Origin of the sequence: Desulfosediminicola sp., assembly GCF_048381775.1 — a bacterium.
Classification (GTDB): Bacteria; Desulfobacterota; Desulfobulbia; order Desulfobulbales; family Desulfocapsaceae; genus Desulfopila; species Desulfopila ganghwensis.
Map to the genome: position 1 here is coordinate 405,019 of NZ_JBLXGE010000002.1, position 24,221 is coordinate 429,239.

General features: G+C 50.5%; 22 protein-coding genes. 15 read left to right on the forward strand and 7 right to left on the reverse strand.

Annotated elements, in window-relative coordinates; genetic code table 11:
* Positions 1–20 precede the first annotated feature (20 nt).
* The 3 genes from ACN5NT_RS04715 to ACN5NT_RS04725 form a co-directional block, all read right to left on the reverse strand.
* Positions 21–1,994: a hypothetical protein gene (locus ACN5NT_RS04715; protein ID WP_419174660.1), complete on the reverse strand. Its 1,974-nt coding sequence runs from the start codon at positions 1,992–1,994 to the stop codon at positions 21–23.
* Between the two features lie 262 nt (positions 1,995–2,256).
* Positions 2,257–2,814, reverse strand: coding sequence for a hypothetical protein (locus tag ACN5NT_RS04720; RefSeq protein ID WP_419174661.1), 558 nt, complete (start codon positions 2,812–2,814; stop codon positions 2,257–2,259).
* 21 nt (positions 2,815–2,835) lie between these two features.
* Entirely contained in the window at positions 2,836–4,023 is a 1,188-nt protein-coding gene (locus ACN5NT_RS04725; RefSeq protein ID WP_419174662.1) for a hypothetical protein, read from the reverse strand.
* Positions 4,024–4,502: 479 nt separating this feature from the next.
* On the opposite strand from ACN5NT_RS04725, the gene ACN5NT_RS04730 reads away from it, so the two are divergent.
* From ACN5NT_RS04730 to ACN5NT_RS04750, 5 genes are all read left to right on the forward strand, one after another.
* Positions 4,503–4,688, forward strand: coding sequence for a hypothetical protein (locus ACN5NT_RS04730; protein ID WP_136795425.1), 186 nt, complete (start codon positions 4,503–4,505; stop codon positions 4,686–4,688).
* A gap of 286 nt (positions 4,689–4,974) precedes the next feature.
* Positions 4,975–5,949 carry a transposase gene (locus tag ACN5NT_RS04735; RefSeq protein ID WP_167495625.1) on the forward strand — a complete coding sequence of 325 codons (975 nt, stop codon included), beginning with the start codon at positions 4,975–4,977 and terminating at the stop codon, positions 5,947–5,949.
* A 6-nt stretch (positions 5,950–5,955) separates the two neighbouring features.
* Positions 5,956–6,717, forward strand: coding sequence for a sulfite exporter TauE/SafE family protein (locus ACN5NT_RS04740; RefSeq protein ID WP_136795427.1), 762 nt, complete (start codon positions 5,956–5,958; stop codon positions 6,715–6,717).
* A gap of 77 nt (positions 6,718–6,794) precedes the next feature.
* A complete protein-coding gene (locus tag ACN5NT_RS04745; RefSeq protein ID WP_419174663.1) occupies positions 6,795–7,274 on the forward strand; it encodes a hypothetical protein in 480 nt (159 codons plus the stop codon).
* Positions 7,271–7,900, forward strand: a complete 630-nt coding sequence (locus tag ACN5NT_RS04750; RefSeq protein ID WP_136795429.1) for an NAD(P)-dependent oxidoreductase — start codon at positions 7,271–7,273, stop codon at positions 7,898–7,900. Before ACN5NT_RS04745 ends, ACN5NT_RS04750 begins: the two co-directional genes overlap by 4 nt.
* A 94-nt stretch (positions 7,901–7,994) precedes the next feature.
* On the opposite strand, the gene ACN5NT_RS04755 is transcribed toward ACN5NT_RS04750, so the two are convergent.
* Complete coding sequence (locus ACN5NT_RS04755; protein WP_136795430.1) at positions 7,995–8,555, reverse strand: chalcone isomerase family protein; 561 nt, start codon at positions 8,553–8,555, stop codon at positions 7,995–7,997.
* Between the two features lie 316 nt (positions 8,556–8,871).
* Between ACN5NT_RS04755 and hslO the strand changes: the two genes are divergently transcribed.
* Positions 8,872–9,756 (forward strand): Hsp33 family molecular chaperone HslO, encoded by an 885-nt coding sequence (hslO, locus tag ACN5NT_RS04760; RefSeq protein ID WP_136795431.1) that lies wholly within the window; start codon positions 8,872–8,874, stop codon positions 9,754–9,756.
* A gap of 109 nt (positions 9,757–9,865) precedes the next feature.
* Here hslO and ACN5NT_RS04765 read toward each other — a convergent pair whose 3' ends face one another.
* Complete coding sequence (locus ACN5NT_RS04765) at positions 9,866–10,135, reverse strand: hypothetical protein (RefSeq protein WP_136795432.1); 270 nt, start codon at positions 10,133–10,135, stop codon at positions 9,866–9,868.
* A gap of 218 nt (positions 10,136–10,353) precedes the next feature.
* On the opposite strand from ACN5NT_RS04765, the gene ACN5NT_RS04770 reads away from it, so the two are divergent.
* Positions 10,354–10,608, forward strand: a complete 255-nt coding sequence (locus ACN5NT_RS04770; protein ID WP_136795433.1) for a hypothetical protein — start codon at positions 10,354–10,356, stop codon at positions 10,606–10,608.
* Positions 10,609–10,701: 93 nt separating this feature from the next.
* On the opposite strand, the gene aspS is transcribed toward ACN5NT_RS04770, so the two are convergent.
* Both aspS and hisS read right to left on the reverse strand, forming a co-directional pair.
* Complete coding sequence (gene aspS / locus ACN5NT_RS04775; RefSeq protein ID WP_136795434.1) at positions 10,702–12,486, reverse strand: aspartate--tRNA ligase; 1,785 nt, start codon at positions 12,484–12,486, stop codon at positions 10,702–10,704.
* Between the two features lie 149 nt (positions 12,487–12,635).
* A complete protein-coding gene (gene hisS, locus ACN5NT_RS04780; protein WP_419174664.1) occupies positions 12,636–13,889 on the reverse strand; it encodes a histidine--tRNA ligase in 1,254 nt (417 codons plus the stop codon).
* Positions 13,890–14,155: 266 nt separating this feature from the next.
* Between hisS and ACN5NT_RS04785 the strand changes: the two genes are divergently transcribed.
* The 8 genes from ACN5NT_RS04785 to hypD all read left to right on the forward strand — a co-directional run bounded on the left by ACN5NT_RS04785 (position 14,156) and on the right by hypD (position 24,178).
* On the forward strand, positions 14,156–15,145 hold the full coding sequence (locus ACN5NT_RS04785; protein WP_136795436.1) for an NAD(P)H-dependent flavin oxidoreductase: 990 nt from the start codon (positions 14,156–14,158) through the stop codon (positions 15,143–15,145).
* Positions 15,146–15,185: 40 nt separating this feature from the next.
* Positions 15,186–16,523, forward strand: a complete 1,338-nt coding sequence (locus tag ACN5NT_RS04790) for a polya polymerase (protein WP_136795437.1) — start codon at positions 15,186–15,188, stop codon at positions 16,521–16,523.
* 376 nt (positions 16,524–16,899) lie between these two features.
* Positions 16,900–17,976 carry a hydrogenase small subunit gene (locus ACN5NT_RS04795; RefSeq protein ID WP_136795438.1) on the forward strand — a complete coding sequence of 359 codons (1,077 nt, stop codon included), beginning with the start codon at positions 16,900–16,902 and terminating at the stop codon, positions 17,974–17,976.
* A 96-nt stretch (positions 17,977–18,072) separates the two neighbouring features.
* The gene (locus tag ACN5NT_RS04800) at positions 18,073–19,773 is read left to right on the forward strand and encodes a nickel-dependent hydrogenase large subunit (protein WP_136795439.1); all 1,701 of its coding nucleotides are present in this window, start codon (positions 18,073–18,075) and stop codon (positions 19,771–19,773) included.
* Positions 19,774–19,833: 60 nt separating this feature from the next.
* Positions 19,834–20,475 (forward strand): Ni/Fe-hydrogenase, b-type cytochrome subunit, encoded by a 642-nt coding sequence (gene cybH, locus ACN5NT_RS04805; RefSeq protein ID WP_136795440.1) that lies wholly within the window; start codon positions 19,834–19,836, stop codon positions 20,473–20,475.
* Positions 20,453–22,849, forward strand: coding sequence for a carbamoyltransferase HypF (hypF, locus tag ACN5NT_RS04810; RefSeq protein WP_419174665.1), 2,397 nt, complete (start codon positions 20,453–20,455; stop codon positions 22,847–22,849). The genes cybH and hypF overlap by 23 nt, the downstream gene beginning before the upstream one ends.
* A complete protein-coding gene (locus tag ACN5NT_RS04815) occupies positions 22,812–23,093 on the forward strand; it encodes a HypC/HybG/HupF family hydrogenase formation chaperone (protein WP_136795442.1) in 282 nt (93 codons plus the stop codon). Before hypF ends, ACN5NT_RS04815 begins: the two co-directional genes overlap by 38 nt.
* Complete coding sequence (gene hypD / locus ACN5NT_RS04820; RefSeq protein ID WP_419174666.1) at positions 23,093–24,178, forward strand: hydrogenase formation protein HypD; 1,086 nt, start codon at positions 23,093–23,095, stop codon at positions 24,176–24,178. Before ACN5NT_RS04815 ends, hypD begins: the two co-directional genes overlap by 1 nt.
* Positions 24,179–24,221 lie beyond the last annotated feature (43 nt).

The following is a 24,221-nucleotide window of genomic DNA, read 5'->3' on the forward strand; positions in this document are numbered from 1 at the left end:
GGAATTCCTCGGTGCGCTTTCTAGTTTGATGACCTTACCTGTCCGATTAGCGGGTTAATGACGGGCGCACCGATTCCATAGATAACCACCATCCCTGTGCCGCCGCCCATGGTAGCGGTCCTCCTGTCAGGATTGTCGTCTACCAATGCGGGTATGACATCCCAATTGTTCGCCATCCAAACGTTACCTGCATCATCGAGCATCGTATCGGTTGATTCTTGCAGTACTCCGGAGCGGTAATAGTGGATTATTTCACCAGTTTTCTTACCATCAGGGCAGAGTTTTTCATTGGTACCACACATGTGGATAAAGCCAGTGCCCAAAAAATTACCGATGAAAACCGTATCATCGCCTGCAATACTAACCCCCCAGGGTGCATAAATTTCACCTTCCAACACTTGCTTTTGGAGGACTGCACCATCGGGGGATATCAGCGTCATGTTGCCTGTCTTGGTTATACCCTGCTGTTCATTTTTAAGAACTTTCTCGATATTGATTTTGAACTCTTCGATGATACTTGCTTTTTCAGGTACTTTTGCGAGCGGGTATCCCATCGAAAAATTATTTCCAACCCAAACATGACCGGACGAATCAATGGCAACTCCACGCGGCGCCATGCCACCTAGCTGGATTTGCTGCGCCTGATCTGGCTGACCAGCGAGGAAACGCGTTACCGTGATAGACCCATTGTTTGTTACCCAAACGACATTTCGATTGTCGACGGCAACAGCAAAAGGTCTTTTCAAACCTGGCACGTTGACAACCTCACCCTTGGTGTGATCACCCTTTGGAAACCGGATCAGTTGGTTCAGTTGGTTGTCGCAGACCCAAACATCCCCATTAGGTGCCGTTGCCAGGCCCTGAAGCGCCCCATTCTCGCCATCGACATGCGCAGGGCCAAGTACCTTACCATCAAGGTCAAAAACACCGACCGTGCCATTAAAGCTACTAACCCACACTTTATCGGCCGAAACCGTTGTGCCCCAGCCAATACCATCGAGGCCCTGCCCATTATAGCCTACAAGAGGAGGCGATAGGGCCTCGCCACCTGGTGCCAGCCTGACAACGCCCCCACCAATCGCCTTTGAGAGCCCGGACTGGGAGCCCGGCATCCAGTTCTGCCCGCTCCATAGCTGCCCACGATTATCAAACATCAGCCGCCCTGGAGAATAGGTCCCACCTCCAGACAAACGCACCATGAGTGCGAAGTCATCCGGAACATAACTGAGATAGGGTAAGAAGTTGGTAGAGCGGCGCTCCTCACCATCGGGGTACGGGAATGCCGTAGTGAATAGGGCGAATAATTCTTTGGTGTTGAGGTAAGGCCTCACGGCAATGTTACGCAATGCCGTGAGCGTACTCTTGCCAGCAGTTATATCTATAAATTTTTCGCAGTTCGAGGGATCATTTCTGGCGCCGCACAATGACATAAGTGCTGCAAGGGTATTCATTCGAGCGACGGTTTCGGAAAACGTCAGGTTACTTCCATTCAGGACAGTAGCGCCGAAGGTGCCAGTAGATACGTCAACCAGGTTTTGCACATGCTGCGACCCGATTAAAAGGCCATTGGCAGAACCTGTTATGCTCTGATCCTCGGCAAACAGGCCAGCAAGAGGCCATACAGAGCCAATAGTTGAAAGTTCATTTATGGTAACGGCACCCTGCTGATCCGCACGAAGCACGGCTAATCCTGCATAATTGGGCACATCAACGCCATCAATTTCTCCGCCCTTTGAAATAAGATAGTAAAATCCCGCGACAGGAGCAGGCACAGTATCAAACTGTATTTGCCCCGCCTTCGTCGTGCTGCCCTGCCCAAGCATTTTAGGCTTCGTTTCAGGCTGTGCTTGCCAAAGCGTTACTTCAGCATTGGATACGGGTATGCCTGCTGAAAGTACCGTTATTGAAAACTTTTGGTCCGATGACCACGCCGCCGATGTTGTGAGTGATAATGCCAGCAAACAAATGAACCAGTAAATAAATGTATTTTTCATTTTTGCACCTATTACGAATGATTGAGATTGCTGTTCGTTGCACCTTAGACTCAAATTTGAAACCAAAACGCTAGTGCTCGACGAAAATGATAAACACGCAAAGCGTGACTGGCTCTCTTTCGAAAAAAACTTCAACTATCCGTTAATGCGGGGTCTCCCCCTAGTGGTGATTTTTGTGTCCAGGCCACCCGAAAGACCAAGAGACAGATGATAGGAAGTAAAGCATAGGACGCCTCTCTCCTTTCCCCTCTCGCATACCTTGCTACGCTTTACCAAGTATACTCAGGAAACTGGCATATCCTTCACGATCAAAGTTATTGGATCTTTCGTTCATGAAACCATGCAGGTATTTCGTTTTGTGGCATTGAACGTTCGCCTTGAACGACAATCTTTCACATACTTGCTGAACATCGTAGGTGGGCTCTGTTGCTGCAAAATACCATGTGATTGGAATCTTCGGGTTTATTTCTAAATACATTCTAAGCTGGGAACTATAGAAGCAAATTGCTTTTGTATCTTTGTACAGTTCCAACTTCTCGGATAATGCCCATATTGCAGATGCGCCTACACTGAATCCTAGTAATGTAATTTCTTCTGACTGGTTTCCCTGTAACTTTGCATGCAATGTCTCAGCATATGTATCCAGGCCAATTTGACTTTTGAAATATGCGTAGGCTTCTGTTTCATCCCTGAAGCTCAGATCTTCACCTCCATAAGGGTCGATCACCTCAACATGGGAGTATTTACTTGAAATATTGACTAATAATTCAAGTAACGCCTTGGTGTTACCAAAAATGTCAGAGACAACCTTGAGTTTCATATCTCTCTCATGCAGGGTGCGTTAATCGTCGTTATGCTTTTCGGTGTCCGCTGACTCTAAATCACTGCGCAGATAGCTGATCACCTCTCTGTCCAGCAGAAACTGACCTGGCCAACTCTGCTCAGCCACTCGTTCTTTAGTCAGTTCCTCCCTGGGCACTATCACATCTACTCCGAAAGGGGTTGGTTTTCTGATAGCATTCTCATCAGCCACGACATGGGACCCATCCAAGGCCAAAGCCGCTGTACCGGAATCGATAATCAGTTTGCGGTTGGCCAAGCGTTCCTTGCGGGAGGGCGCACAGACACTTCGACAAAATCCACATACCGTGTAGTAAAACCAGTCAGGATCAAAGACCGCCTGCCGATAGTCGTTGAAGCTGTTATCAGCACTCTGCATCTGTGGGTCCGCCTTCTGCAGGCGTATGCACAATGAATCAAGTTCGTCTTTTTCCTGAGGCAGGCCACGGCTGAGACGATACGGGCTCCAGTTAGACCAGCTGCCGGAAGCGGCCAACCCCTCATAACCTGTGCATCCGATCCAGCAACATGTGTTTGGACGTTTGCCGGAAATAGTTTCCGTAATGCCGGCGACTGTAACCTTGGTCGAGTTTTGGGGGTGAATCATTGCAACGGGACAAACCAAACTACACATTTTGCATCTGTCACAGGGATGTTTTTCATCCGGGATTGGCTTGTCTGCGATCAGGGGAGCAGATGTAATAACACTCCCCAACTCAACCAGTGCGCCATATTCTCTGGTGAGCAGGTTACCACTCCAGCCCAGACGGCCGACCCCGGCGGCAAGAGCTGCGTAGCGGTGTGAAAAATCTGGGTGAAACTCTGTCAGCTCTGTTATGTCGGCGGCATCTTTCTCAGGTCTGTAATTGTTGTTCAGGTCAACGTTAACAGCCTCATATCCTTCCGATCTGAGAAATTCGACAAGCTCATCCCCTATGGTATAAAGCGATTGCACTATGGATTTTCGATTTTCACAATGAGGCTGCCAACTTTTTTTGCTGATAAAGTCCCGTACGATCTCCTTGTCCAGCGAGAGTGCAAAGGAAACAACTGAATTTGCAGAATGTAAGAGGTAACGTGGATCAGCCGATGGAGGCCCGTCTGCAAGAGCCTTTCTGGTGGTTATGCCGACCAGATGAGCACCGAGACTCAAGGCAATGGACTTCAATCGTGTTTCAATGGGTTCCATAACGATCTCTCATTCAATTTGATCTTATATTCAGTTCATGAACTCTTGAATCTGAAAAAATTCTGCCATTGCTGCGTCCGGAGAAGTGGTGGACTCAATATTCCGTTACTTCGATTTTTCTTCTTTACAATACCCCAAAAGGGAAGAGCTATGGCTGGTATGTCGAAAAATTTAATTTTACTCTGACCGTTTTAGATCCTCCAGTCTTGAATATTTCTTTTCAGCATTCCTTTTACCTGCATCACATACGAGCACTGAAAGTGGTTAGACATTCATTCTGGTAGGACATTCTACAAACAAAAAGCAGCCTTGCAGAATCGCAACCAGAAGATACCACACAGTAGCAGCAGGTCTATTTTCCTTTCCAGAATATTGCCAATTCGGCTTGATGAACTAGAAACAATCACTATACTCTAACTTGTAGTTTGATCTGTTCTGCTATCACAGAACAATAAAGACACACCAAAGGAGGAAATGTCATGAGCATGAGAGGCGATATTATCTCAAAAGAGTATCAGAAAATGGTCTGGATCAGGGACAAAGACGGTAAAGAATACGCATGTTATGCCGAAGACCTCAAAAGTCTTAAGAAAAAAGAGGATATGACTGAAGAAGAGAAAGAGAAATGTCTCGATATCAGTCAGGTTGTTGGGGCCAACTGGTAAGCCTCAACCTTCCCAGAATGTGGTCGAATCAAGTAGCGACCATTTTAAATTGCCTTTTTGAATATATGAAATCCCTGCAACTATGTTGCAGGGATTTTTTTGTTTTAACCACGAAAGAGCCTGCTGGGCCTCTCTGGCAAAATCGAGGTTAAACCTCTCAACTCTACACGCTCTCCTGATGCCTCCCTCTTCCCAACCTCCAAACAATCAAGTACAATCGACCCCATGCAGTTAAGCACTTAATATCCGGTCACCGTTTTTATCCAACCCACCGATGGAGAGAAGTATGGCCAGACCTCTGCGAGTGCAATACCCCGGTGCCATTTACCGGATCAGTCACCAGGGCACCGGCAGGCAACAGGTCTTCCGAGGCAAAGGGGATAGAATCAGTTTTCTCGATTCTCTTGAAAAGTCTGCCGCCACCCATGGGGTTAAACTTTTTGGTTTCGTGCTGATGGACAGAACGTTTCAACTGCTTGTGCAAACACCGAGAGGCAACCTCAGCAATTTTATGCGCCAGCTCAACATCCTCTATACCAGCTACTTCAACAAGACCCACAGGCGAAGTGGCAATCTTTTTCGTGGACGCTTTAAATCGCTCCTGATCCAGGACAGCTACCTCGATCTTGCCGGCTGCGCCATGCATTTGAGCCCCGCACAAACCCGGCTGAAACGAAGAATGGAGAATAATGACCGCTGGGATGATCTCCGCCGGTTTGGCTGGTCCAGCCTGCCTGGGCATCTTGGTCGATACCCACGCTATCCATATGTAGACCATAGCCGGCTGCTGGCCAACTTCGGCGGAGATACCCCTCAGGGACGAGAACGTTATGGCCGTCATCTTATGGGCAATCTTGATCAGGCCTGCGATCTCACACCACACACCAGGGGGCAGGCCATACTTGGGGATAAGGATTTTTTAAATAATGTAACTGAGCGCGCCATGACTTTTCAATCTTCGAACCAACACAAACCTTTACCCATAGATCCGGAACACGTACTCCTGGTACTCGAACAGTTCTGGCAAAGCCCCCGTAGCGCTTTTCTCACCACTCCTTCTTCAAGGCGAATGGTTGCCATTGACTTTCTTTACCGGCATTGCCGTATGACCAATCCTGCAATTGGCGACCTGTTCGAGCTTCACTACAGCACCGTCAGCTCATTGCGTAATCGCCTTATCTCGCTTCGCCAGTCAGACAAACTGCTTGATGGTGAAGTGCTCACCATCGAACGGAGTCTTAGCCGCTCTCTCTGCAATTGATCTTCCATGGACGTACTTACCACCGAAACCTATCTACTGATTTTCTTCGCTTTTCTGCTTGGCGGTATTGTTAAAGGCATTATCGGCACCGGACTGCCCACCATTGCCCTGGCCATAATTACCGCAACCATCGGCCTGAAAGAAGCCATGGCCATAATTTTATTGCCATCAATTCTGACCAACATCGGCCAGGGGTTGTTGGGTGGTCATCTCGTTTATGTGGTCAAGCGCAGCTGGAGTTTCCTGGCAATGACCTTCTGCACTGTATGGATTGGTGCATCTCTTATCACCAGAGTGAACATCAGCTGGCTCTCCGCCCTTCTCGGCACAATTCTACTTATCTATGCTGTTGTAGGTCTAACTGCCCGTATTCTACCAAAGCCTGGTTCAGCCGAGAGCTGGATGAATCCTCTTTTCGGCTCTGTCAATGGCTTGCTGACAGGCCTCACCGGCTCCTCCGTGATCCCCGGTGTACTTTACTTACAAAGCCTTGGACTTAAACGGGATCAGCTCATTCAGACCATGGGGCTGCTGTTTCTCATTTCCACCTCCACCCTGGCAATGGCACTGCAGAAGAACCAACTGCTCAACCAGGAATTACTCATCCTCTCCGGGCTTGCCTTCATTCCCGCATTTCTTGGAATGCTGGGTGGTATACATATCCGCAAGCGAATTTCCGAAGCGCTCTTTCGCCGACTCTTCTTTATTTTTATGCTCATTCTTGGGTGCTACATCTTTGGCCGAGCGATCCATCAAGGTATATACTGACAGTGGAAGTGGTGCAAATGTTCAGCTAAAGAGCACCTTCCACCCATATGCTTTCTGTCTATTGCCAAAGGTGAGCCATGCATAATCCCAATTACGCAGAGTACAGCCTCGCTCAACTGGGAGATTGTCTCAACCATATCAACAGGGATAAATACCCGGACCGGTATCAGCTGCTGCTCCATGAGATCTCACTTCGAACGGAACGCGGCGAGGCTGTCTGTGATCCCCTGATCAATGAACTCACAGGGGCGGATATACCATTTTCTCTGGCACTCAGACTCTGGTTATGTTTCTGCTGGCGATACACCATTTGCAGCGCAGGGGTCGCGGCACTGTTTATGGCTTCATACACTGCCATGAACAGACTGTACATTCTCTCGCCCCTGATCGTTGGTCTGATGGTGGCGGCAACCATTGCCCTCCTGATTCTCAGCGGCGCTGTGATCATGAAGCAGGCCCTGGCCAGGCCCTACCGTCCGTTTCGTATACGTGTTACACCTGCTGCCGTCTCGACAACCGACTCATTACTCACTCAACCAGCAAGGAGCACAACATGAACATTCTGATTATAGGGTGCAGTCGAGGTATTGGCCTTGAACTTGTCAAGCAGACCCTTGCTGCAGGCCATCTGGTTACTGCGCTGGTACGAAATCCTGACAAGTTCCACCTGTTACATGAAAATCTCTGCACAGTTCTGGGAGACATCCGTGATCCCATTCAGGTAAATGAAGCGGTCAAAGGTCAGGATGCGGTCTGCCTGACCATCGGGGTTCCAATCACCTTCAAACCCGTCACACTGTTTTCCGATGGAACAAGAATAGTTTTAGAGGCCATGAAAAACCACGGTGTCCCCCGGCTTATCTGTGTCACCGGAATAGGCGCAGGTGACAGTAAGGGGCATGGCGGTTTTTTATATGACGTCATCTTCAAACCACTGCTATTGAGAACTATTTATGAGGACAAGGACAAACAGGAAGAACAGGTAAAAAAGAGCAATCTTGAATGGGTCATTGTCCGTCCGGCCGGATTAACCAATGGGCCAAAAACCGGTAGTTATATGACGTTCACCCATCTTGAGGGGATCACCTCAAAACGTATTTCCCGTCGTGATGTGGCGCACTTTATCGTGGCTGAACTGGCTGAAAAACGATTCTCCAGACAGGCGGTGCTGCTCACGTACTGACATGATAAAAAATTTCCTGTAAAACTTCAAAAGCCCGGTCAGAGATTAATCCGGCCGGGCTTTACGAATTTCTACAAATGATTGCTCAATTCTTTCAAGAACCGAGCAACTTTTTCTTCAGGTCCTTGGTAACAGGCTTATCTCCAAGCCAGATTGCGAACATTGCGTCCGCAAAGTCCTTGCCTTCAACCACCCCTTTTTCGACTCCTGCCACCGTCACAGCAACGCCTTGTCCCGGGATATAGTTCAGCACAATCTGATCACCTTTTTTGACTGTGACGAACATCGAGTTGAATTTTTCGATCCGATCAGCCATTGCTGCTCTCACATCTTCGCTCAGATTCCCTTCGAACCCTTCATTCCAGGCACCGACAAGTTTTTCAGCGCTCACCTCATCGTAGAGGAAGTGCATCACCATCATCTTCTGCCCCTCATCGGCTATGACTGCCGCCGCATCTTTTGCCGGATTTTCGAGGTAAAGCTCTGCGATATAGATCTTGAAAAACATCTTTGACCGTATACCGGCACCGTTCAGGTTCAGGGTTACCCCATCTTTTCCCGCCAGGCTCTCGGCCACAGATACCCCTGCAATGTCCTTTGCAAAACCGGATGCTGCCAACAGCAGCGTCATGCCAATAGCCAGAATTAAACGCATACAATCTCCTCCCTCTCAAAGGTTTCGATTTTCTCCTTACCGGAATTTCTCATGAACATTTTGTCGAAACTAAGAAATCTGTAACCCGCAGGCACTGAAATACCTTATCAAGCCGTTTTTCTAACAAAATACTCTTGAGAATCCCCCTACCCTCTCTTCCATCTTACGTTAACTGCAACCAGTTATATATACTCCAAATTATCTATCAGGAAAAGAATTTCTGTGGTTTGCCACATGATAGGTGCATGATTATAGGGTATACTGATTGACGTTCAACATAACCCCCATATCTATAACTACGTATAGTAATAAATTTATGAAAGATATTCTTCACCGCGTCATCGCCGATGACGGTAAGTTCTTCGGCCTTGCCTGCGACACCACCAGACTTGTTAATGAGGCCTGCAGAAAACACGATGTCGGCCCTACCGCTGCAGCTGCTCTCGGCAGGGCACTTACCGGTTCGGCACTGTTGGCAGCACTCATGAAAGATGGCCAGTATGTTCAGTTAAAATTTGAAGGGAGCGGTCCCCTGGGTAAGATCATAACCGAAGCCGGCTATGATGGCTGGGCCCGGGGCTATGTTGCCAATCCCCAGGCAGATGTTCCTTTAAAGAATGGCGCCGTGGATGTGGCTTCCGGTCTCGGCCGGGCTGGTTTTCTGACCGTCACCAAGGATATCGGCGGCAAGCGGAAATATCAGGGGATGACACAACTCTACACCAGTGAAATTGGTGAGGACATTGCTTTCTACCTGCTGGAATCAGAACAAACCCCATCGGTTGTTGGGCTCTCCATCCATCTTCAGCCTGACGGAACTGTCAGCGCTGCGGGCGGTTATCTTATTCAGGCCCTGCCCCCTGTGGATGAAGAGATCATAGGTTATCTTGAAAAACGGGTGAACAGCCTTGACTCTGTTGGTCAAATGTTGCTCTCTGGTAATACCCCGGCAGAGATACTAAGCCAGCTTTTTGCGGAAATACCTCACCATTCCACCGCTAGTACCGACCTGATCTATCAATGCAGTTGCAGTGTGGAAAAAATGGAGAGGGCCGTGTTTTCTCTTGGCAAACAGGAGTTACAACATCTGCTGGAGAACGAGGGTGGAGCGGATGTGCAATGTGAATTCTGCCGTGACAACTATCATTTCGACCGGTCGGACCTCGAAAGAATGATCTCTTCAGGCAGCTCCAAACAGTAACTTCAGCGTAAAATTGCTACATGCAACTATTTTCATGACGAAAGAATCCGCTGGCAAAGACATAAATCATGCCTCTGCCAGCGGATTTTTCTTTTTTTATCTGTTTGTGTCAGGACTTACCGTAAAGCTTGAGGTTGCGCTTTAATTGTCCGACCTGCACTCCCAGGGGAATACATCTGTCTTTCTCCAGGCAAGCCTTTGCCTCAAAATCCTCAACAAACGTTTTCAGATGCTTGTTGCCTCGCTTAAGATCAACCACCCAGGCGCCGCGTTTCCAGTCATACTCTACCGTATAATCCGAACCACACGTACCCGCTTCAGGCATGATGCTTTCTATTTTCCTGCAAATGGCCTCTCTGCCCATAAGCTTCTGAGCCATGATTTCACCTCCGATAGATATCTATCACTCTGATATTGACTGCATCAGCACGAACGTTTGCTTCTGCATACCTACAATGTAGGCACGCTCCACCGTCATTCAAGACATACCAAACCACTGAAAGGCCGCCTTTATATAAAAAAATCGAGGGAGGTCACTCTATGATACCCCTCCCCCTTTATACTCCTTGTCAGAACACTACTAAGGGAGAAGAAAAAATGGGGAACAAATCACAGTCTACCGTCAGCACAGCACCTGCATTCTCAATATGTTCAATAACTGCTGCCTTCCAGTTACGAGCTGAAATATCGACCTTGTTCAAAAGGTTGTTCGTTGGGGAGAGCAAAACATTCGTTCGCAGGGGGTGGGAGATGTTGCAATACGGCCTTACCACACTCTTGATTACTGCCATATTTCTGGCATGCGGCTGGCTGTTTCTGATCCAGCTCGCAGAACACGGCTGGGGTGGCTGAGAGAATGGGCCCCATCAGCGGAGCCATTCGACAATGTTCAGCCAATAAAAAACCCCGGAACAGCGTTGGCTGCCCGGGGCTATAAACAGGTACTTACTCTTTCCAATCAGGACGGAGATACAACTCAGTGAGCTGTTTTCTGTCCACCGAAGAAGGTGCCTCGGTGAGCGGACAGGTCGCCTTCTGTGTTTTCGGGAAAGCGATTACGTCACGGATGGAGCTACAACCGCAAATCAGCATAAGCAGACGGTCGAGACCAAAAGCAAGACCACCATGGGGCGGAGCACCAAGCTCAAGAGCCTTAAGCAGGAAGCCGAACTTATCGTTTGCCTCTTCTTCACCAATACCAAGCGCATCAAGCACTTTGGCCTGGACATCCCGCTGGTGGATACGGATGGACCCACCGCCGATCTCGGTACCGTTCAGCACCAGATCGTAGGCCCGGCTGTATACCGCGCCGGGATCACTCTCGAGCTTATCCAGATCTTCTTCTTTCGGGGCTGTGAAGGGGTGATGCAGCGCCTGGAAACGTTTGTCCTTCTCATCATATTCAACCAGCGGAAAGTCGGTGACCCAGATGAAGTTAAACTCATCTTTTTTCAGCAGGTCGAGGCGACGGGCCAGTTCAAGGCGAAGCTCGCCGAGATACTGGAAGACAACCTTCTTACTATCTGCACCGAAGAAGAGAACATCGCCTTCTTCTGCACCAAGAGCCTCTGCGATAGCAGTACGCTCTTCCTCGCTGAAGAATTTGGCAATCGGTGACTGCCACTCGCCATCCGCCTTCATCTTCACCCAGGCCAGACCTTTGGCGCCGTACTGGATAACATAATCAGTCAGATCATCGAGATCCTTTCTGGAGAAGCTCGCACAGCCCTTGGCGTTGATCGCGCGGACGGTACCGCCACCATCGGCAATTGAACGGAATACCTTGAAGCTGCACTCCTTGGCTATATCGGTCAGATCGATCAACTCCAGGCCGAAGCGGGTATCCGGACGGTCGGTACCGAAGCGGGACATTGACTCGTCGTAGCTCATACGGGCGTATGGCGGCTTGAAATCAATACCGAGAGTATCCTTGAACAGCTTGGCGATCATGCCTTCGGTCATGGCAATGACCTGCTCCTCGTCGACAAAGGAAAGCTCCATATCGATCTGGGTAAACTCAGGCTGGCGATCGGCACGGAGATCTTCATCACGGAAACATTTGACGATCTGGTAATAACGATCCATACCGGCAATCATCAGCAGCTGCTTAAAGAGCTGCGGAGACTGGGGAAGGGCATAAAATTTACCGGCGTTTACCCGGCTCGGCACCAGGTAGTCCCTCGCACCTTCCGGAGTTGAACGGGTCAACATCGGAGTTTCAATATCCAGGAAGCCATTATCGTTGAGATAATTGCGGATGGACTGCACTGCCTTGTGGCGCATGATCAGGTTTGAAGCCATCTCCGGCCGCCGCAGATCGAGATAGCGATATTGCAGGCGCAGGTTGTCGGAGACCTCGGTTTCCTCATCCAGCGGGAATGGCGGGGTCTGGCTGGAGTTGAGTATACGCAGATCATCGATCAACACCTCAATCTCGCCGGTTGCCAGCTTGGGATTAGCCATATCACCCGGACGGGCTTCAACTCGGCCCTTTACGGCAAGAACCCACTCACTTCTCAGCTGGTGCGCCTTAGCGTGGGTCTCCGGATTCACCTCCGGATTAAATACCACCTGGGTAATACCTTCACGGTCGCGAAGGTCGATAAAAATTACACCACCGTGGTCACGTCTGCGCAGGACCCAGCCCATCAGTGTGACTTCTTCTCCGATATTGTCCTTGCCGAGTGCATTGCAGGAATGCGACCGGACTAAGCTTCCCATTGATTCCATGATTCGTCAGTCAGGTTAAATTGTTCTCTGCCGTGAACAGGCAGAGAGGTAGATTATCTGGTGGCCGGACAGGTTGTCCGGCCATACAGTTCACAGTGTTATTATATTTTAAAAAATATCGTATAAAATCTTGCCAGGGCCCTGGTCGGTTATGCGCCGGCCAGCTGCTGCTGAATGGCTGCAGCATCAAGAGCGATATTGATCTGCTCCTGATTTCCCATGTTTCTAAGTACACCTGTGCCTTTTGCCAGTTCATCATCACCGACAATAAGCACGTAATTCGAACCGGCCTTGTCCGCCTGTTTCATCTGACTCTTCAGGCTTCGCCCCTCGTGATCCAGACCGACACGCAGTCCCGTCACGCGCAACTCATTGACCAGACCGTAGCAGAGACGAACTGCCTCCTCTCCGAGGCCGGCAATAAACAGATCGAGTTCATTTGGTCGTCCCTGATCCTGTTCTTTCTGCTGCAGCAGGAGAACCAGTCGCTCCAGGCCGAGGCCGAAACCGATACCGCCTATTTTTTTCGGCCCGCCCAGCTGTTCAACCAGGCCATCATAACGGCCACCGGCACACACTGCAGACTGGGCACCCAGATCGCCAGTGATAAACTCGAAAGTAGTTCTGCAATAGTAATCAAGTCCGCGAACCATGAACTTGTTTACCTGATAGTCGACACCAAGTTGTTCAAGGCTGCTGCGAACGGCACCGAAGTGCTCGCCGCAGCCGGCACAAAGATTCTCTACGATGGAAGGAGCATCTGCCACTTGCTCACGACATCCCGGCTTTTTGCAATCCAGCACTCTCAAGGGATTTGTTGAGCTGCGTCTCTTGCAGTCATCACAGAGGTGATCAATTCTTTCACTGAGAAACGCCAGTAATTTTTCCTTATACGCAGGACGGCACTCGCGGCAACCCAGGGAATTCATCTCCAGGCTGACCGAGATTCCCAATTCGCTGAAAATCATGGCGGACATTGCCATCACTTCCGCATCGACCCGGGGATGGTCGGCACCGATTACCTCTGCACTCACCTGGTGAAATTGCCTGAGGCGACCTTTCTGCGGACGCTCATGACGGAACATCGGTCCTATGGTGAAAATTCGCTGAATCGGCCGCTGCACATAAAGTCCGTGCTCGATATAGGCACGAATAATCTGAGCTGTCGCTTCAGGGCGCATGGTAACCCCTTTATCGACAAAGCTGTACATCTCTTTTTCTACGATATCCGTTGCTTCACCTATAGAGCGTGCAAAAAGCTCAGTTTTCTCGAGTATTGGCAAACGTATCTCTGAAAACTGAAACCGTGATACTATATCGCGAACCGTCGCTTCGACGCGCATCCAGAGCGCGACATCTGCGGGAAGTATATCTTTAAAGCCATTCAGGGCCTTGAGCTTCATCAAAGTCCCTCCAATTCTGGGAAAGAGTGGAATTGTTCTGCTGATAATCAAAAAAGCATAAAATAAAACGCAAATTTCCGACTTTGTCAAGGAAAGCCCAAAAACGTTGCAAAACCCTCACCATAAGTCGCGCGCTTACATACAAACATCCCCAAGGTATTCATATGCCTGTAGTGTCGCAATATCTGCCCGCTTGACAAAAACAGGCAAGAGGGGCATTATCCGTCCTGCTACTACACTAATATTTAACAGGAGTATTGACGTACATGAAGTTACCATCACTAACTATAGGCAAATTCACTGTACCGTTCCCTCTTTTGCAGGGTGGTATGTCAATCCGGGTTTCAACCTCATCTTTGGCAGCGCCGGTCGCTAACTGCGGCGGCATCGGAATTATTGGCGGCTCCGCCATCCCGGCCGAGGAATTGCAGGAAGACATCCGAAAAGCAAAGGCCATGACAGACGGCGTTGTAGGCGTAAATATCATGTACGCCATGAAGAATTTCTACAACAACGTCATGGGCTCCATCGAATCCGGAATCGACATGATCGTAACCGGTGCAGGTTTTTCCAGGGATATCTTCAAGATCGGCAAAGAGCACAATGTTCCGATCGTTATGATTGTATCCTCACCATCACTGGCAAAGCTGGCTGAAAAGCTTGGTGCGTCTGCCATTATCGCCGAAGCTGCAGAGGCCGGCGGTCACCTTGGCACCGACAAACCTCTGAGAGAGATTTTCCCATCCATCCGTGATGCAGTGAAAAACATTCCGCTCATCGCTGCCGGCGGCATCAGCAACGGCTATGAAATGGCCGAAATGATGGACAAATACGGCGCCGACGGCGTTCAAATCGCTTCCCGCTTCGTGCTCAGTGAGGAGTGCGACGTAAGTGACAAATTCAAACAGGCCTACCTGGACGCAGGCAAGGAGGACATTGTCCTTACTTCTTCGCCCGTAGGTCTTCCTGGCAGAGCCATCAACACCCCTTTTGTCTCCGGTAAAAACAGCGGTGAGGATCACAGCACCAAAAGATGCGTTCACAAGTGTCTCAAGAAGTGTGATCACCACTACTGTATTAGCGAGCGCCTTATCGCATCGCGCGATGGAAACATTGATGAAGGCCTGGTGTTTGCTGGTTCAAATACTTATAAGATGAAAAATATTCTGCCCGTTTCTGAGATTTTCAACCAATTCAAAGAACAGGCAGAAGCGGTATACAAGGAAGGAATCGGATTCGCTCCAGCGGCATCCTGACCTGATTGTTGCCACGGTACATACTAAGGAAGTTTCAGCTATGCCTGGCACGACCACAAATTCCATCCGTATAATTACATCTAAAGAGCATCCGATCACCCCCGAGCAAATCTCGGCGGATGCTCTTTTCGTGCTGAAAAAGCTCAACAAGGCCGGATTTTCAGCCTACCTGGTCGGTGGTGGAGTGCGCGATCTCTACCTTGGCAAAAAGCCCAAGGATTTCGACATCAGCACCAACGCCCGCCCCGGCCAGATCAGGAAGCTTTTCCCCAATTCAAAAACCATCGGAAGAAGATTCCGACTGGTACAGGTTATCTGCCGAAGTGGTTCCATAATCGAGGTTTCGACCCTGCGCTCCTTAAGCGAGCACGACCTTGACGGACCTGAAGCGGTACTGGCTCCCAATAACACCTTCGGCAGTCTCGATGAAGATGCCCAGCGGCGTGATCTGACGATCAACTCCCTTTTTTACGAGATCGAGAATCAGACTATTATCGATTATGTCAGAGGCGTTGATGATCTCGATGCCTGCATCATACGCATTGTCGGTGACCCCCAGAAGCGCATCAACCGGGATCCGGTCCGGGCCATGCGAGCCATTCGACATGCGGCCCGCAACAATTTCAGCATTGAGGAAACCTCTCTCAAGGCGATTTGCGACAACCATAAAAAACTCCTGCTCTGCCCTCCGTCCCGACTAAGGGATGAGACCCTTAAGGACATCTACAGCGGCGCTGCGGAACCATGGTTCAAGCTCTGCATAGAGACAGATATATTTTGCGACCTCTTCCCTATTTACCGCAAAACTATAGACGCAAAGGTACATGGCAGTACCGGTTGCCAGGAGCAGCTGCACAAGGTTTTCGCCACCATTGACAGGGTAAACAATATAGCCGTATCGAACAATGTCTCCAGGCAACCTGACTTTTTTATGATGGCGCTGATCCTGATCCCGTGGGCAGAAATCAAATACGGCATCTTTTCAAAACAATTCAAAGGTCCGGAACTCTTTCACACCAGCAAGAGAATACGTGCCGATATAGATAACCTGCTCGGAGTCCAACTGAACCTCCGGCGCTCCCTCCGGCAGGAGATGACCACTCTGCTGACCAACCTCAACTCTCTCATCCATCACCGCCAGAACAACTCCTGGCCCAAGTGGCTTCGCAAGAAAAGTTACTTCAAACGCTGCCTGCTTTTCTACCGCTGTTACATGGAAATCACTGCCGACAAAGAAGTGAGCGAAGAACATCTCGAGATAGTGCACAGCTTGCACAAGACGCCAACCGAGCACAATGCCAAGCACGTCTCCAGCCAGCGCAACCGACCCGCTTTTGCGCCCAGGTCAAAAAAAGGCATTTTTGGTTTTAAAAAGTAACCGTCCTCTTTGAACAACTTGCCCAACGGAGATGCCCGGAGCCCTGCCCTCCTCTTTTTCTCCTATATCGCGCAAGTGCTTATTATTATGGTTATTTATCTTTTTGTTCATTAATTGTAGTGCTTTGCATAACCATTTTTGATATATTGCCCACGCATTTTATTTGCATTTATCAACAATTATATCTAAGTACAACTATGATTGCTTAATCTGCGTAATCTCCCTTTTTTCGGATCTTTAGTGAATTCAGGCGCACTTTCCGGGAAGAGGGCTAAATGCGTTTTGAGGTTGTTGTTCTTATTTTTAGCCCGGCATAGCGGTGCCGGCACATTCGCGCGCTTGCGCACAATTGTTGTCACAGCAATAGGAGGTTGATATGGCAGACACGGTAAACACAACTCTGGATCCGCAACTTAATCGGCGCGGTTTCCTCAAGGGTATCACCATGGCAGCCGCAGCTTTGGGGATGTCCGACGCAGTGATTCCCAAAATGGTTGAGGCTGCTGCTTCCGGCGAACGCCCAAGAGTTATTTGGCTGCACTTCCAGGAATGTACAGGATGCACCGAGAGCCTTCTGCGCTCTTCCCATCCTGATCTGGCCCGTCTCATCTTAGACATTATTTCTCTCGACTATCATGAAACCGTCATGGCCGCTGCAGGTCATCAGGCTGAGCACAATCTTCATGACACCGTGCAGAACCATCCGTTCATTCTCGTCGTCGAGGGTGCTATTCCTACCAAAGAGAACGGAATTCACTGTATGATCGCCGGCAAGACCGCTATGGAGATCCTCGCCGAAGTAGCACCGAAGGCCAGCGCGATCATAGCAATCGGCACCTGTGCCACCTATGGTGGTGTTCAGGCCGCTGCTCCAAACCCAACCGGCGCCGTCGGTGTACAGGAACTCGTTGACAAGCCAGTGGTTAACATCTCCGGCTGCCCACCGAACCCTGTCTCTTTCCTCGGCACCATTCTCCACTACCTCACCTTTAATCGTCTGCCTGAGCTGGACAAACTTGGACGTCCCAAGTTCGCATACGGTCGAAGAATTCACGACCACTGCGAGCGTCGCGCTCACTTCGACGAAGGCCGCTTCGTTGAGCAATTCGGTGACGAATTCCACAAGCTCGGCTACTGCCTCTACAAGGTCGGTTGTAAAGGTCCGGAGACTTTTTCCAACTGTCCTGCAGTACGCTTCAACGACGTCGACGTATGGCCGGTAAGTGTTGGACACGGTTGTATTGGCTGTACTGAGCCAAACTTCTGGGATACCATGACTCCGTTCTACGAGAGACTGCCTCAGGTCAAGATCCCCGGTACCGGTATCGTCGCAGATGCTGACAGCATCGGCAAGAAAGTCATCGGTGTTACCGCAGCAGCTGTCGGTGTTCATGCAGCCGTTGGTATCGGCAAAGGCCTGATCAAAGGAAAAGGCGGTAGCGACGAAGCATAATTCGTCTGCAGCGTAGTTCAGTGAATTTCATACCTGCACGACGATACTGCATGCAGTTCGTCAGCGGTATACCAATATTTTATGGAGGTTTAGCTCATGGCTCAGAGAATTACCATTGATCCGGTAACCAGGATCGAGGGTCACTTAAGAGTAGACGTAGAAGTAGATGGGGGCGAGGTCACAAAAGCCTGGTCTTCCGGCCAGATGTACCGTGGTCTTGAAAACATCTTGAAAGGTCGCGATCCGCGTGATGCATGGCTGTTCGTACAGCGTATCTGTGGTGTGTGTACCACCGTTCACGCCATGGCGTCAGTTCGTTCCGTAGAGAACGCCCTTGGCCTTGAGATCCCGCTGAACGCTCAGCTCGTCAGAAACATGGTTCAGTCCATCCATTGTCTGCACGATCACATCGTTCACTTTTATGCCCTCTCAGCACTTGACTGGGTAGACGTGGTTTCCGCCCTCGACGCAGACCCTGTCGCCACTGCAAAACTGGCCGACAGCCTTTCAGACTGGCACGGTAACAGCCCTAAACGTTTCGCCGCAGTAAAAGACAAAGTAAAAACCCTCGTAGCCAGCGGCCAGCTCGGACCGTTTGCCAATGCTTACTGGGGCCACGAGGCAATGAAGTTGCCACCCGAGGCAAACCTGATGGCGGTTTCCCATTACCTGGAAGCTCTCGACTATCAGCGCAAAGCCACCCAGGCTCTGGCCATCATCGGCGGCAAGAACCCACACGTACAGAACCTCTCCGTAGGTGGTGTTACCACCAACCTGTTCTCTGAGAACCAGACTGCGGTAACCATGGAGCGTCTCTACTACATCAAGCAGCTGGTAGAAGAGGTACGTGACTTCATCAAGATGGTTTACATGACCGACGTTGTAGCTGTTGGTGCACTGTACAAAGACTGGCTGCCATACGGCGCCGGTGTTACCAATTACATGGCGGCTCCTGACATGTTCCTCGATGCAGCAGGAACCAAGGCCGATCTGCCGGGTGGTACCATCTTCGATGGCGACCTCAGCACCATCAAGCCAATCAACACCATCGCTGACCAGTATTTCATCGACAACGTACAGGAATCAATTGCCAAGGCATGGTACGACGGCGACTGGTCCAAGCATCCGTGGGAATCTTCCACCGATCCGAAGTTCACCGAGTTCGAAGACGATGGCAAGTACACCTGGCTCAAAGCCCCTCGTTTCCAGGGCAAGCCAATGCAGGTCGGTCCTCTGGCGCAGATGGTTGTTGGTTACGCACAGGGTCACGAGAGAACTGTCAAAGCAGTTGACGCGTGTCTCAGCCGTATCAGCGCAGTTGCCGGCGTTCAGGTTGGTCCTGAAATCCTGCACGGCACCATCGGCCGTCACGCAGCCCGTGCAGTACGCGCCGGCATGATGGCGGATCTGGCTCTCGAGCACTGGGATCACCTCGTAAACAATCTCGCCAGCGGCGATTACGAGATCTTCAACCCACCTGTCTTCCCGAAAGGCGAGCAACGGGGTGTTGGTGTGCACGAGGCTCCTCGTGGTCTGCTTTCTCACTGGATCGTTATCCAGGACGGCAAGATCAAGAACTACCAGGCTGTTGTACCTTCAACCTGGAACGCCGGTCCTCGCGATGCAGAAGGTCAGCTCGGACCATACGAGGCATCTCTCATGGGTAACCCTATTGCTGATCCTGAGAGACCTCTCGAGGTTCTTCGTACCATCCACTCATTTGATCCATGTATCGCCTGTGCGGTTCATATGCTTGATCCGGAAGGCAAAGAAATGGTGAAGGTAAAGGCTCTGTAACAACAGGTCCCTGAACACGAAACCTTTCTTTCCCGGTACTTACCGTAGGAGGTATATACAATGGCAACATATGAAAAGAAGCAAGCATGGAGCATCCTGCTTCGGATGTTCCACTGGATGTATGCCCTTTCCATTGTGGCTCTGTGTATCACGGGTTTTTACATCAACACCCCGTGGACCAACACAATGATCGAAGGCAGCGCAAGCTGGCCAATGGCCTGGATGCGCTTTACCCACTTCGTTGCGGGCTACGTCTTCTCATCTGCGTTGATTATTCGCGCATTTTTGTACATTTTTGGTAACTCTCAGGAGAGAGTCTGGGATATTCTGCCGATCACACCACGCAACATCAAGAATCTCTTCGGCACTATCCTGCGCTACGCGTACATCACCGATAAACATGACGTTCGGTTAGGTCATAATGTAATTGCAGGACTGACCTACCTTTTCACCTTCGTCGTCGCTATCTTAATGGTAGTCAGTGGTTTCTACATGCTGTTCCCTGAAGCTCCTTTCTGGCAGGGGATGGGACTCGCTATATTTGGTAGCCAGCAGTGGGGCCGTTATATCCATCATATCGCTATGTGGTGGTTCATGATTTTCGCTCTTATCCATGTCTACCTCTGTATCTGGAATGACGTGAAAGAGCCTGAGGGTATCATTTCCTCTATCTTTACCGGTGACAAGTTCGTACACAAATAAGCAGGAACATAAAGGGCTCGAAATCCTCATCCGCGGCACAGTCCAGGGTGTCGGATTTCGACCCTTTGTCTACAACTTAGCCTCTCGTCTTGGCATCCACGGTACTGTAAGTAATACCAGTGATGGCGTCCATATACGGGCGTACGCCAACGACGACGGGCTATTTTCTTTTCTTGAAGGGTTGAAAACAGAGGCTCCGCCTCTTGCCCGCATCACTTCAATTGACGAGAAACCTCTGGTCGAACCTATCGATCCGGCCCATGAGGATTCTTTTACCATCCTCGCCTCGGTTGCAGGCGACTCTGCCAAGACAGCAATACCACCAGATATAGCTATCTGTGATGACTGTATCCGGGAACTGCTCACCCCCGGTGACCATCGCTTCCACTACCCTTTTATCAATTGCACCAACTGTGGGCCACGCTTAACCATCGTGGAATCGATTCCCTATGACCGGCCTAAAACCTCGATGAAGGTTTTTCCCATGTGCCCGGTGTGCCTGGAACAGTACCAGGACCCCACCGATCGTCGCTTTCATGCCCAGCCCAACGCCTGTGCCCATTGCGGACCAGAACTTTTCTGGCATGCCAAGGACGGTACCAGACGTATCTGCGACTCCCCCCTGGCCGAGGCCGCAACCGCACTTTCCCATGATATGGTGGTGGCTATGCGCGGTCTCGGTGGTTTTCACCTGGTTGTAAACGGTCACTCCCAACTGGCCGTGGCAAAGCTCAGGGAGAGGAAAAATCGCCCGCATAAGCCGCTGGCAGTCATGATGCCTGATCTTGAAACGGTCAGGAAATATTGTGTTGTTGATGATAAAGAGCAGGATCTGCTCACTTCCGGCGCACGACCTATTGTACTGCTCAAAAAGAGAGACAGCTTCTCTCTGCCGTCAGATCTTGCCCCGGAGATGAATGAATTAGGCGTGATGCTGCCCTATACCCCCTTTCAATATCTTCTCTTTCAGCAAAAGGAATGTCCTGATGTCCTGGTTATGACTTCAGGCAATGCCAGCGGCGCTCCGATCTGTACCGCCAACGACGATGCGCTCAAGCGACTGGCCCCGATCTCGGACAGGTTCCTGCTGCACAACCGTGACATCGTTACCCGTGTTGACGACTCAGTTGCCCGTGTTACCAATCATCGACCGCAGATTTACCGCCGGGCGAGGGGCTACGTTCCTACCCCACTCGACATCCCCTGGAAATTACCGGCAGGTATCGGCTGCGGTGGCGGCCTGAAATCCACATTCGCGCTGAGCGAGGAGAAAACCGTCTATCTCAGCCAGCACATCGGTGACCTTTTTAATCTCGAATCATTTGATTTCTATAGCGAATCTGTTGAACATCTGAAAAAGGTCTTCCAGATCGAGCCCGAGATTGTGGTCTGTGATCTGCACCCCGACTATATGAGCAGCCACTATGGCGCAGAACTGAGTAAGGAGAAAGGCCTCCCGCTCTATCAGGTTCAGCATCATCATGCCCACGCAGTTGCCGTTATGGCGGAGCATGGCCTTGAAGGGCAAACACTTGCCGTTGTTCTCGATGGCACAGGCTATGGTCCTGATAATACCATCTGGGGTGGCGAAATTCTGCTGGCTGACCTCACCGGCTACCAGCGCCTGGCCCACCTTCAGTATCTGCATCAGCCCGGTGGCGACGCTGCGGCCCACGAACCGTGGCGAATGGGGTTGTCCGCGCTGTTTCAAATGCGAGGGGGAGAACCCTGTACACCCAATGAGTTGCCAAAAGGGCTGCACCCGATCCCTAGCGAGCAGGTCAAAATCATCAACACCATGCTCGAAAAAGGTTTCAACACCCCAACTACCTCAAGTTGTGGTCGCCTGTTTGACGCAATGGCCGCCATCCTCGGCGTTCGACACACCATAAGCTATGAAGGACAGGCAGCAATTGAGCTGGAAGCACTGGCCAGGACCGCTGCCACCAACACCTGGTATCACCAGATCCCCGATTTTCAGCGTCTTGCAGGCAATCCACCATTGTGCAAAAAGGGCGAAAAGTGGGAGATATGTTCATCGGAATTTGTTACACTGGCGCTCCAGGCACAGGCCCAGGGATTGAGCCGGGCCGGGATCGCCTTACAGTTTCACTTACAGCTTATCAGCTGCATCTGTGAACTGGTTGAGCGGTTGTCCGTTACCACCGCTGTCAGAAACGTTGTCCTTGCCGGAGGTTGCATGCAGAACAGCTTGCTCCTTGAGGGATTACAACGAAAGCTGACCGCTAAGAAATTTGCAGTTTTTACAGGGGAAAATGTACCGATCAATGATGGTGGCATCTCCCTTGGCCAGATAATTACAGGAGGTCTGCAGCATGTGTCTCGCAATACCCATGAAGGTTGTCAAGGTTGAAGGCAACCCCGATGACTTCACAACCAGCCAGCTTGCCACCGTCGACGCCGATGGCATCCAGAAAGAAGTTCGTCTCGATATCGTTGACCACTGGCCCAATGTAGGCGACTACGTAATAATACATGCCGGTTTTGCTATTCACTCCCTGGTTGAGGAAGAGGCGAAAAAAAACCTCGCCTTGCTCAAGCAACTGGCAGATACCATGCCGGAAGAACTTCTCACCTCCCCGGATGATTTGAAATAATGAAACACTATGATGAATATCGTGACGCAGAGCTGATCAAGCCACTCGTTGAGGAACTTCATCGCTCTGTTACCAAACCGTTGCGGGTAATGGAGGTCTGCGGCTCCCATACCATGGCTATTTTCAGAAACGGACTCCGTTCCATCCTGCCGGATGGTTTGGAACTCGTCTCTGGTCCCGGCTGTCCCGTCTGCGTTACCTCAGCTCCACATATGGACGCTTTTATCGCCATGGCTGACAGGCCAGGTGTGCGGGTCGCAATTTTTGGTGACTTGTTCCGAGTACCGGGATCCAACGGCTCCCTTGCCAATGCCAGTTCCAGAGGGGCCAGGGTTGATATCGTTTATTCACCGATGGACGCCCTTGAAATTGCCAAAAACAATCCTGATGAGCTGGTCGTTTTTCTTGGTGTTGGTTTCGAGACCACCACTCCGACTATCGCCGCCACCATCATGGCTGCCAAGGTTCAGAATGTGCAGAATTTCACCGTGTTTTCTACCCAGAAAACCATGCCCGTTCCCCTGAACGCCCTGCTCGGTGATCCTGAGTTGAAAATTGACGGCCTGCTTTGTCCCGGCCACGTCTCGTCAATCATCGGGGCCAAAGCATACCAGCCGCTTGCTGATAAGTTCGGCCTGGCCTGTGTGGTTGCCGGATTTGAAACCGCTGACCTCGTCAAGAGCCTTTCCATGCTGGCCCGGCAGGTCGCCACCGGCGATATCAAGGTTGAGAATGTCTACTCTCGTGTCGTTAACTGGGAAGGCAACCCACGCGCCCAGAAGATGGTGTATGAAATCTTCGAGCCCTGCGATACCAACTGGCGTGGCCTCGGCGTCATACCCGGCTCCGGCCTGAAGATTCGTGATCAATACCAGGAGTTTGACGCTCAGGTTCGCCTTGAAATCGAACTGCCGGAAGTCGAAGAAGCCAAAGGCTGTATGTGTGGTCAGATTCTCAAGGGTATCAACACCCCTCAAGATTGCCCGCTCTACGCGAAACGCTGCACCCCGGCCAACCCGATTGGCCCCTGTATGGTTTCCAGTGAAGGCACCTGTGCCGCCTATTTCAAATACGGCCAGGATTAAGTTCAACTGCTGGAAAGCAGTCGGTGCTCTTTACCAGACTTCT

Bases quoted from the DNA above. Each gene is read 5' to 3' on its own strand.
- ACN5NT_RS04785 (WP_136795436.1), top strand. From the start codon at position 14,156: ATGAAGTTACCATCACTAACTATAGGCAAATTCACTGTACCGTTCCCT.
- ACN5NT_RS04720 (WP_419174661.1), bottom strand. From the start codon at position 2,814: ATGAAACTCAAGGTTGTCTCTGACATTTTTGGTAACACCAAGGCGTTA.
- ACN5NT_RS04730 (WP_136795425.1), top strand. From the start codon at position 4,503: ATGAGCATGAGAGGCGATATTATCTCAAAAGAGTATCAGAAAATGGTC.
- ACN5NT_RS04725 (WP_419174662.1), bottom strand. From the start codon at position 4,023: ATGGAACCCATTGAAACACGATTGAAGTCCATTGCCTTGAGTCTCGGT.
- ACN5NT_RS04765 (WP_136795432.1), bottom strand. From the start codon at position 10,135: ATGGCTCAGAAGCTTATGGGCAGAGAGGCCATTTGCAGGAAAATAGAA.
- hslO (WP_136795431.1), top strand. From the start codon at position 8,872: ATGAAAGATATTCTTCACCGCGTCATCGCCGATGACGGTAAGTTCTTC.
- ACN5NT_RS04755 (WP_136795430.1), bottom strand. From the start codon at position 8,555: ATGCGTTTAATTCTGGCTATTGGCATGACGCTGCTGTTGGCAGCATCC.
- cybH (WP_136795440.1), top strand. From the start codon at position 19,834: ATGGCAACATATGAAAAGAAGCAAGCATGGAGCATCCTGCTTCGGATG.
- ACN5NT_RS04715 (WP_419174660.1), bottom strand. From the start codon at position 1,994: ATGAAAAATACATTTATTTACTGGTTCATTTGTTTGCTGGCATTATCA.
- ACN5NT_RS04800 (WP_136795439.1), top strand. From the start codon at position 18,073: ATGGCTCAGAGAATTACCATTGATCCGGTAACCAGGATCGAGGGTCAC.
- ACN5NT_RS04790 (WP_136795437.1), top strand. From the start codon at position 15,186: ATGCCTGGCACGACCACAAATTCCATCCGTATAATTACATCTAAAGAG.
- ACN5NT_RS04735 (WP_167495625.1), top strand. From the start codon at position 4,975: ATGGCCAGACCTCTGCGAGTGCAATACCCCGGTGCCATTTACCGGATC.
- hisS (WP_419174664.1), bottom strand. From the start codon at position 13,889: ATGAAGCTCAAGGCCCTGAATGGCTTTAAAGATATACTTCCCGCAGAT.
- ACN5NT_RS04815 (WP_136795442.1), top strand. From the start codon at position 22,812: ATGTGTCTCGCAATACCCATGAAGGTTGTCAAGGTTGAAGGCAACCCC.
- ACN5NT_RS04750 (WP_136795429.1), top strand. From the start codon at position 7,271: ATGAACATTCTGATTATAGGGTGCAGTCGAGGTATTGGCCTTGAACTT.
- aspS (WP_136795434.1), bottom strand. From the start codon at position 12,486: ATGGAATCAATGGGAAGCTTAGTCCGGTCGCATTCCTGCAATGCACTC.
- ACN5NT_RS04795 (WP_136795438.1), top strand. From the start codon at position 16,900: ATGGCAGACACGGTAAACACAACTCTGGATCCGCAACTTAATCGGCGC.
- ACN5NT_RS04770 (WP_136795433.1), top strand. From the start codon at position 10,354: ATGGGGAACAAATCACAGTCTACCGTCAGCACAGCACCTGCATTCTCA.
- hypD (WP_419174666.1), top strand. From the start codon at position 23,093: ATGAAACACTATGATGAATATCGTGACGCAGAGCTGATCAAGCCACTC.
- ACN5NT_RS04740 (WP_136795427.1), top strand. From the start codon at position 5,956: ATGGACGTACTTACCACCGAAACCTATCTACTGATTTTCTTCGCTTTT.
- ACN5NT_RS04745 (WP_419174663.1), top strand. From the start codon at position 6,795: ATGCATAATCCCAATTACGCAGAGTACAGCCTCGCTCAACTGGGAGAT.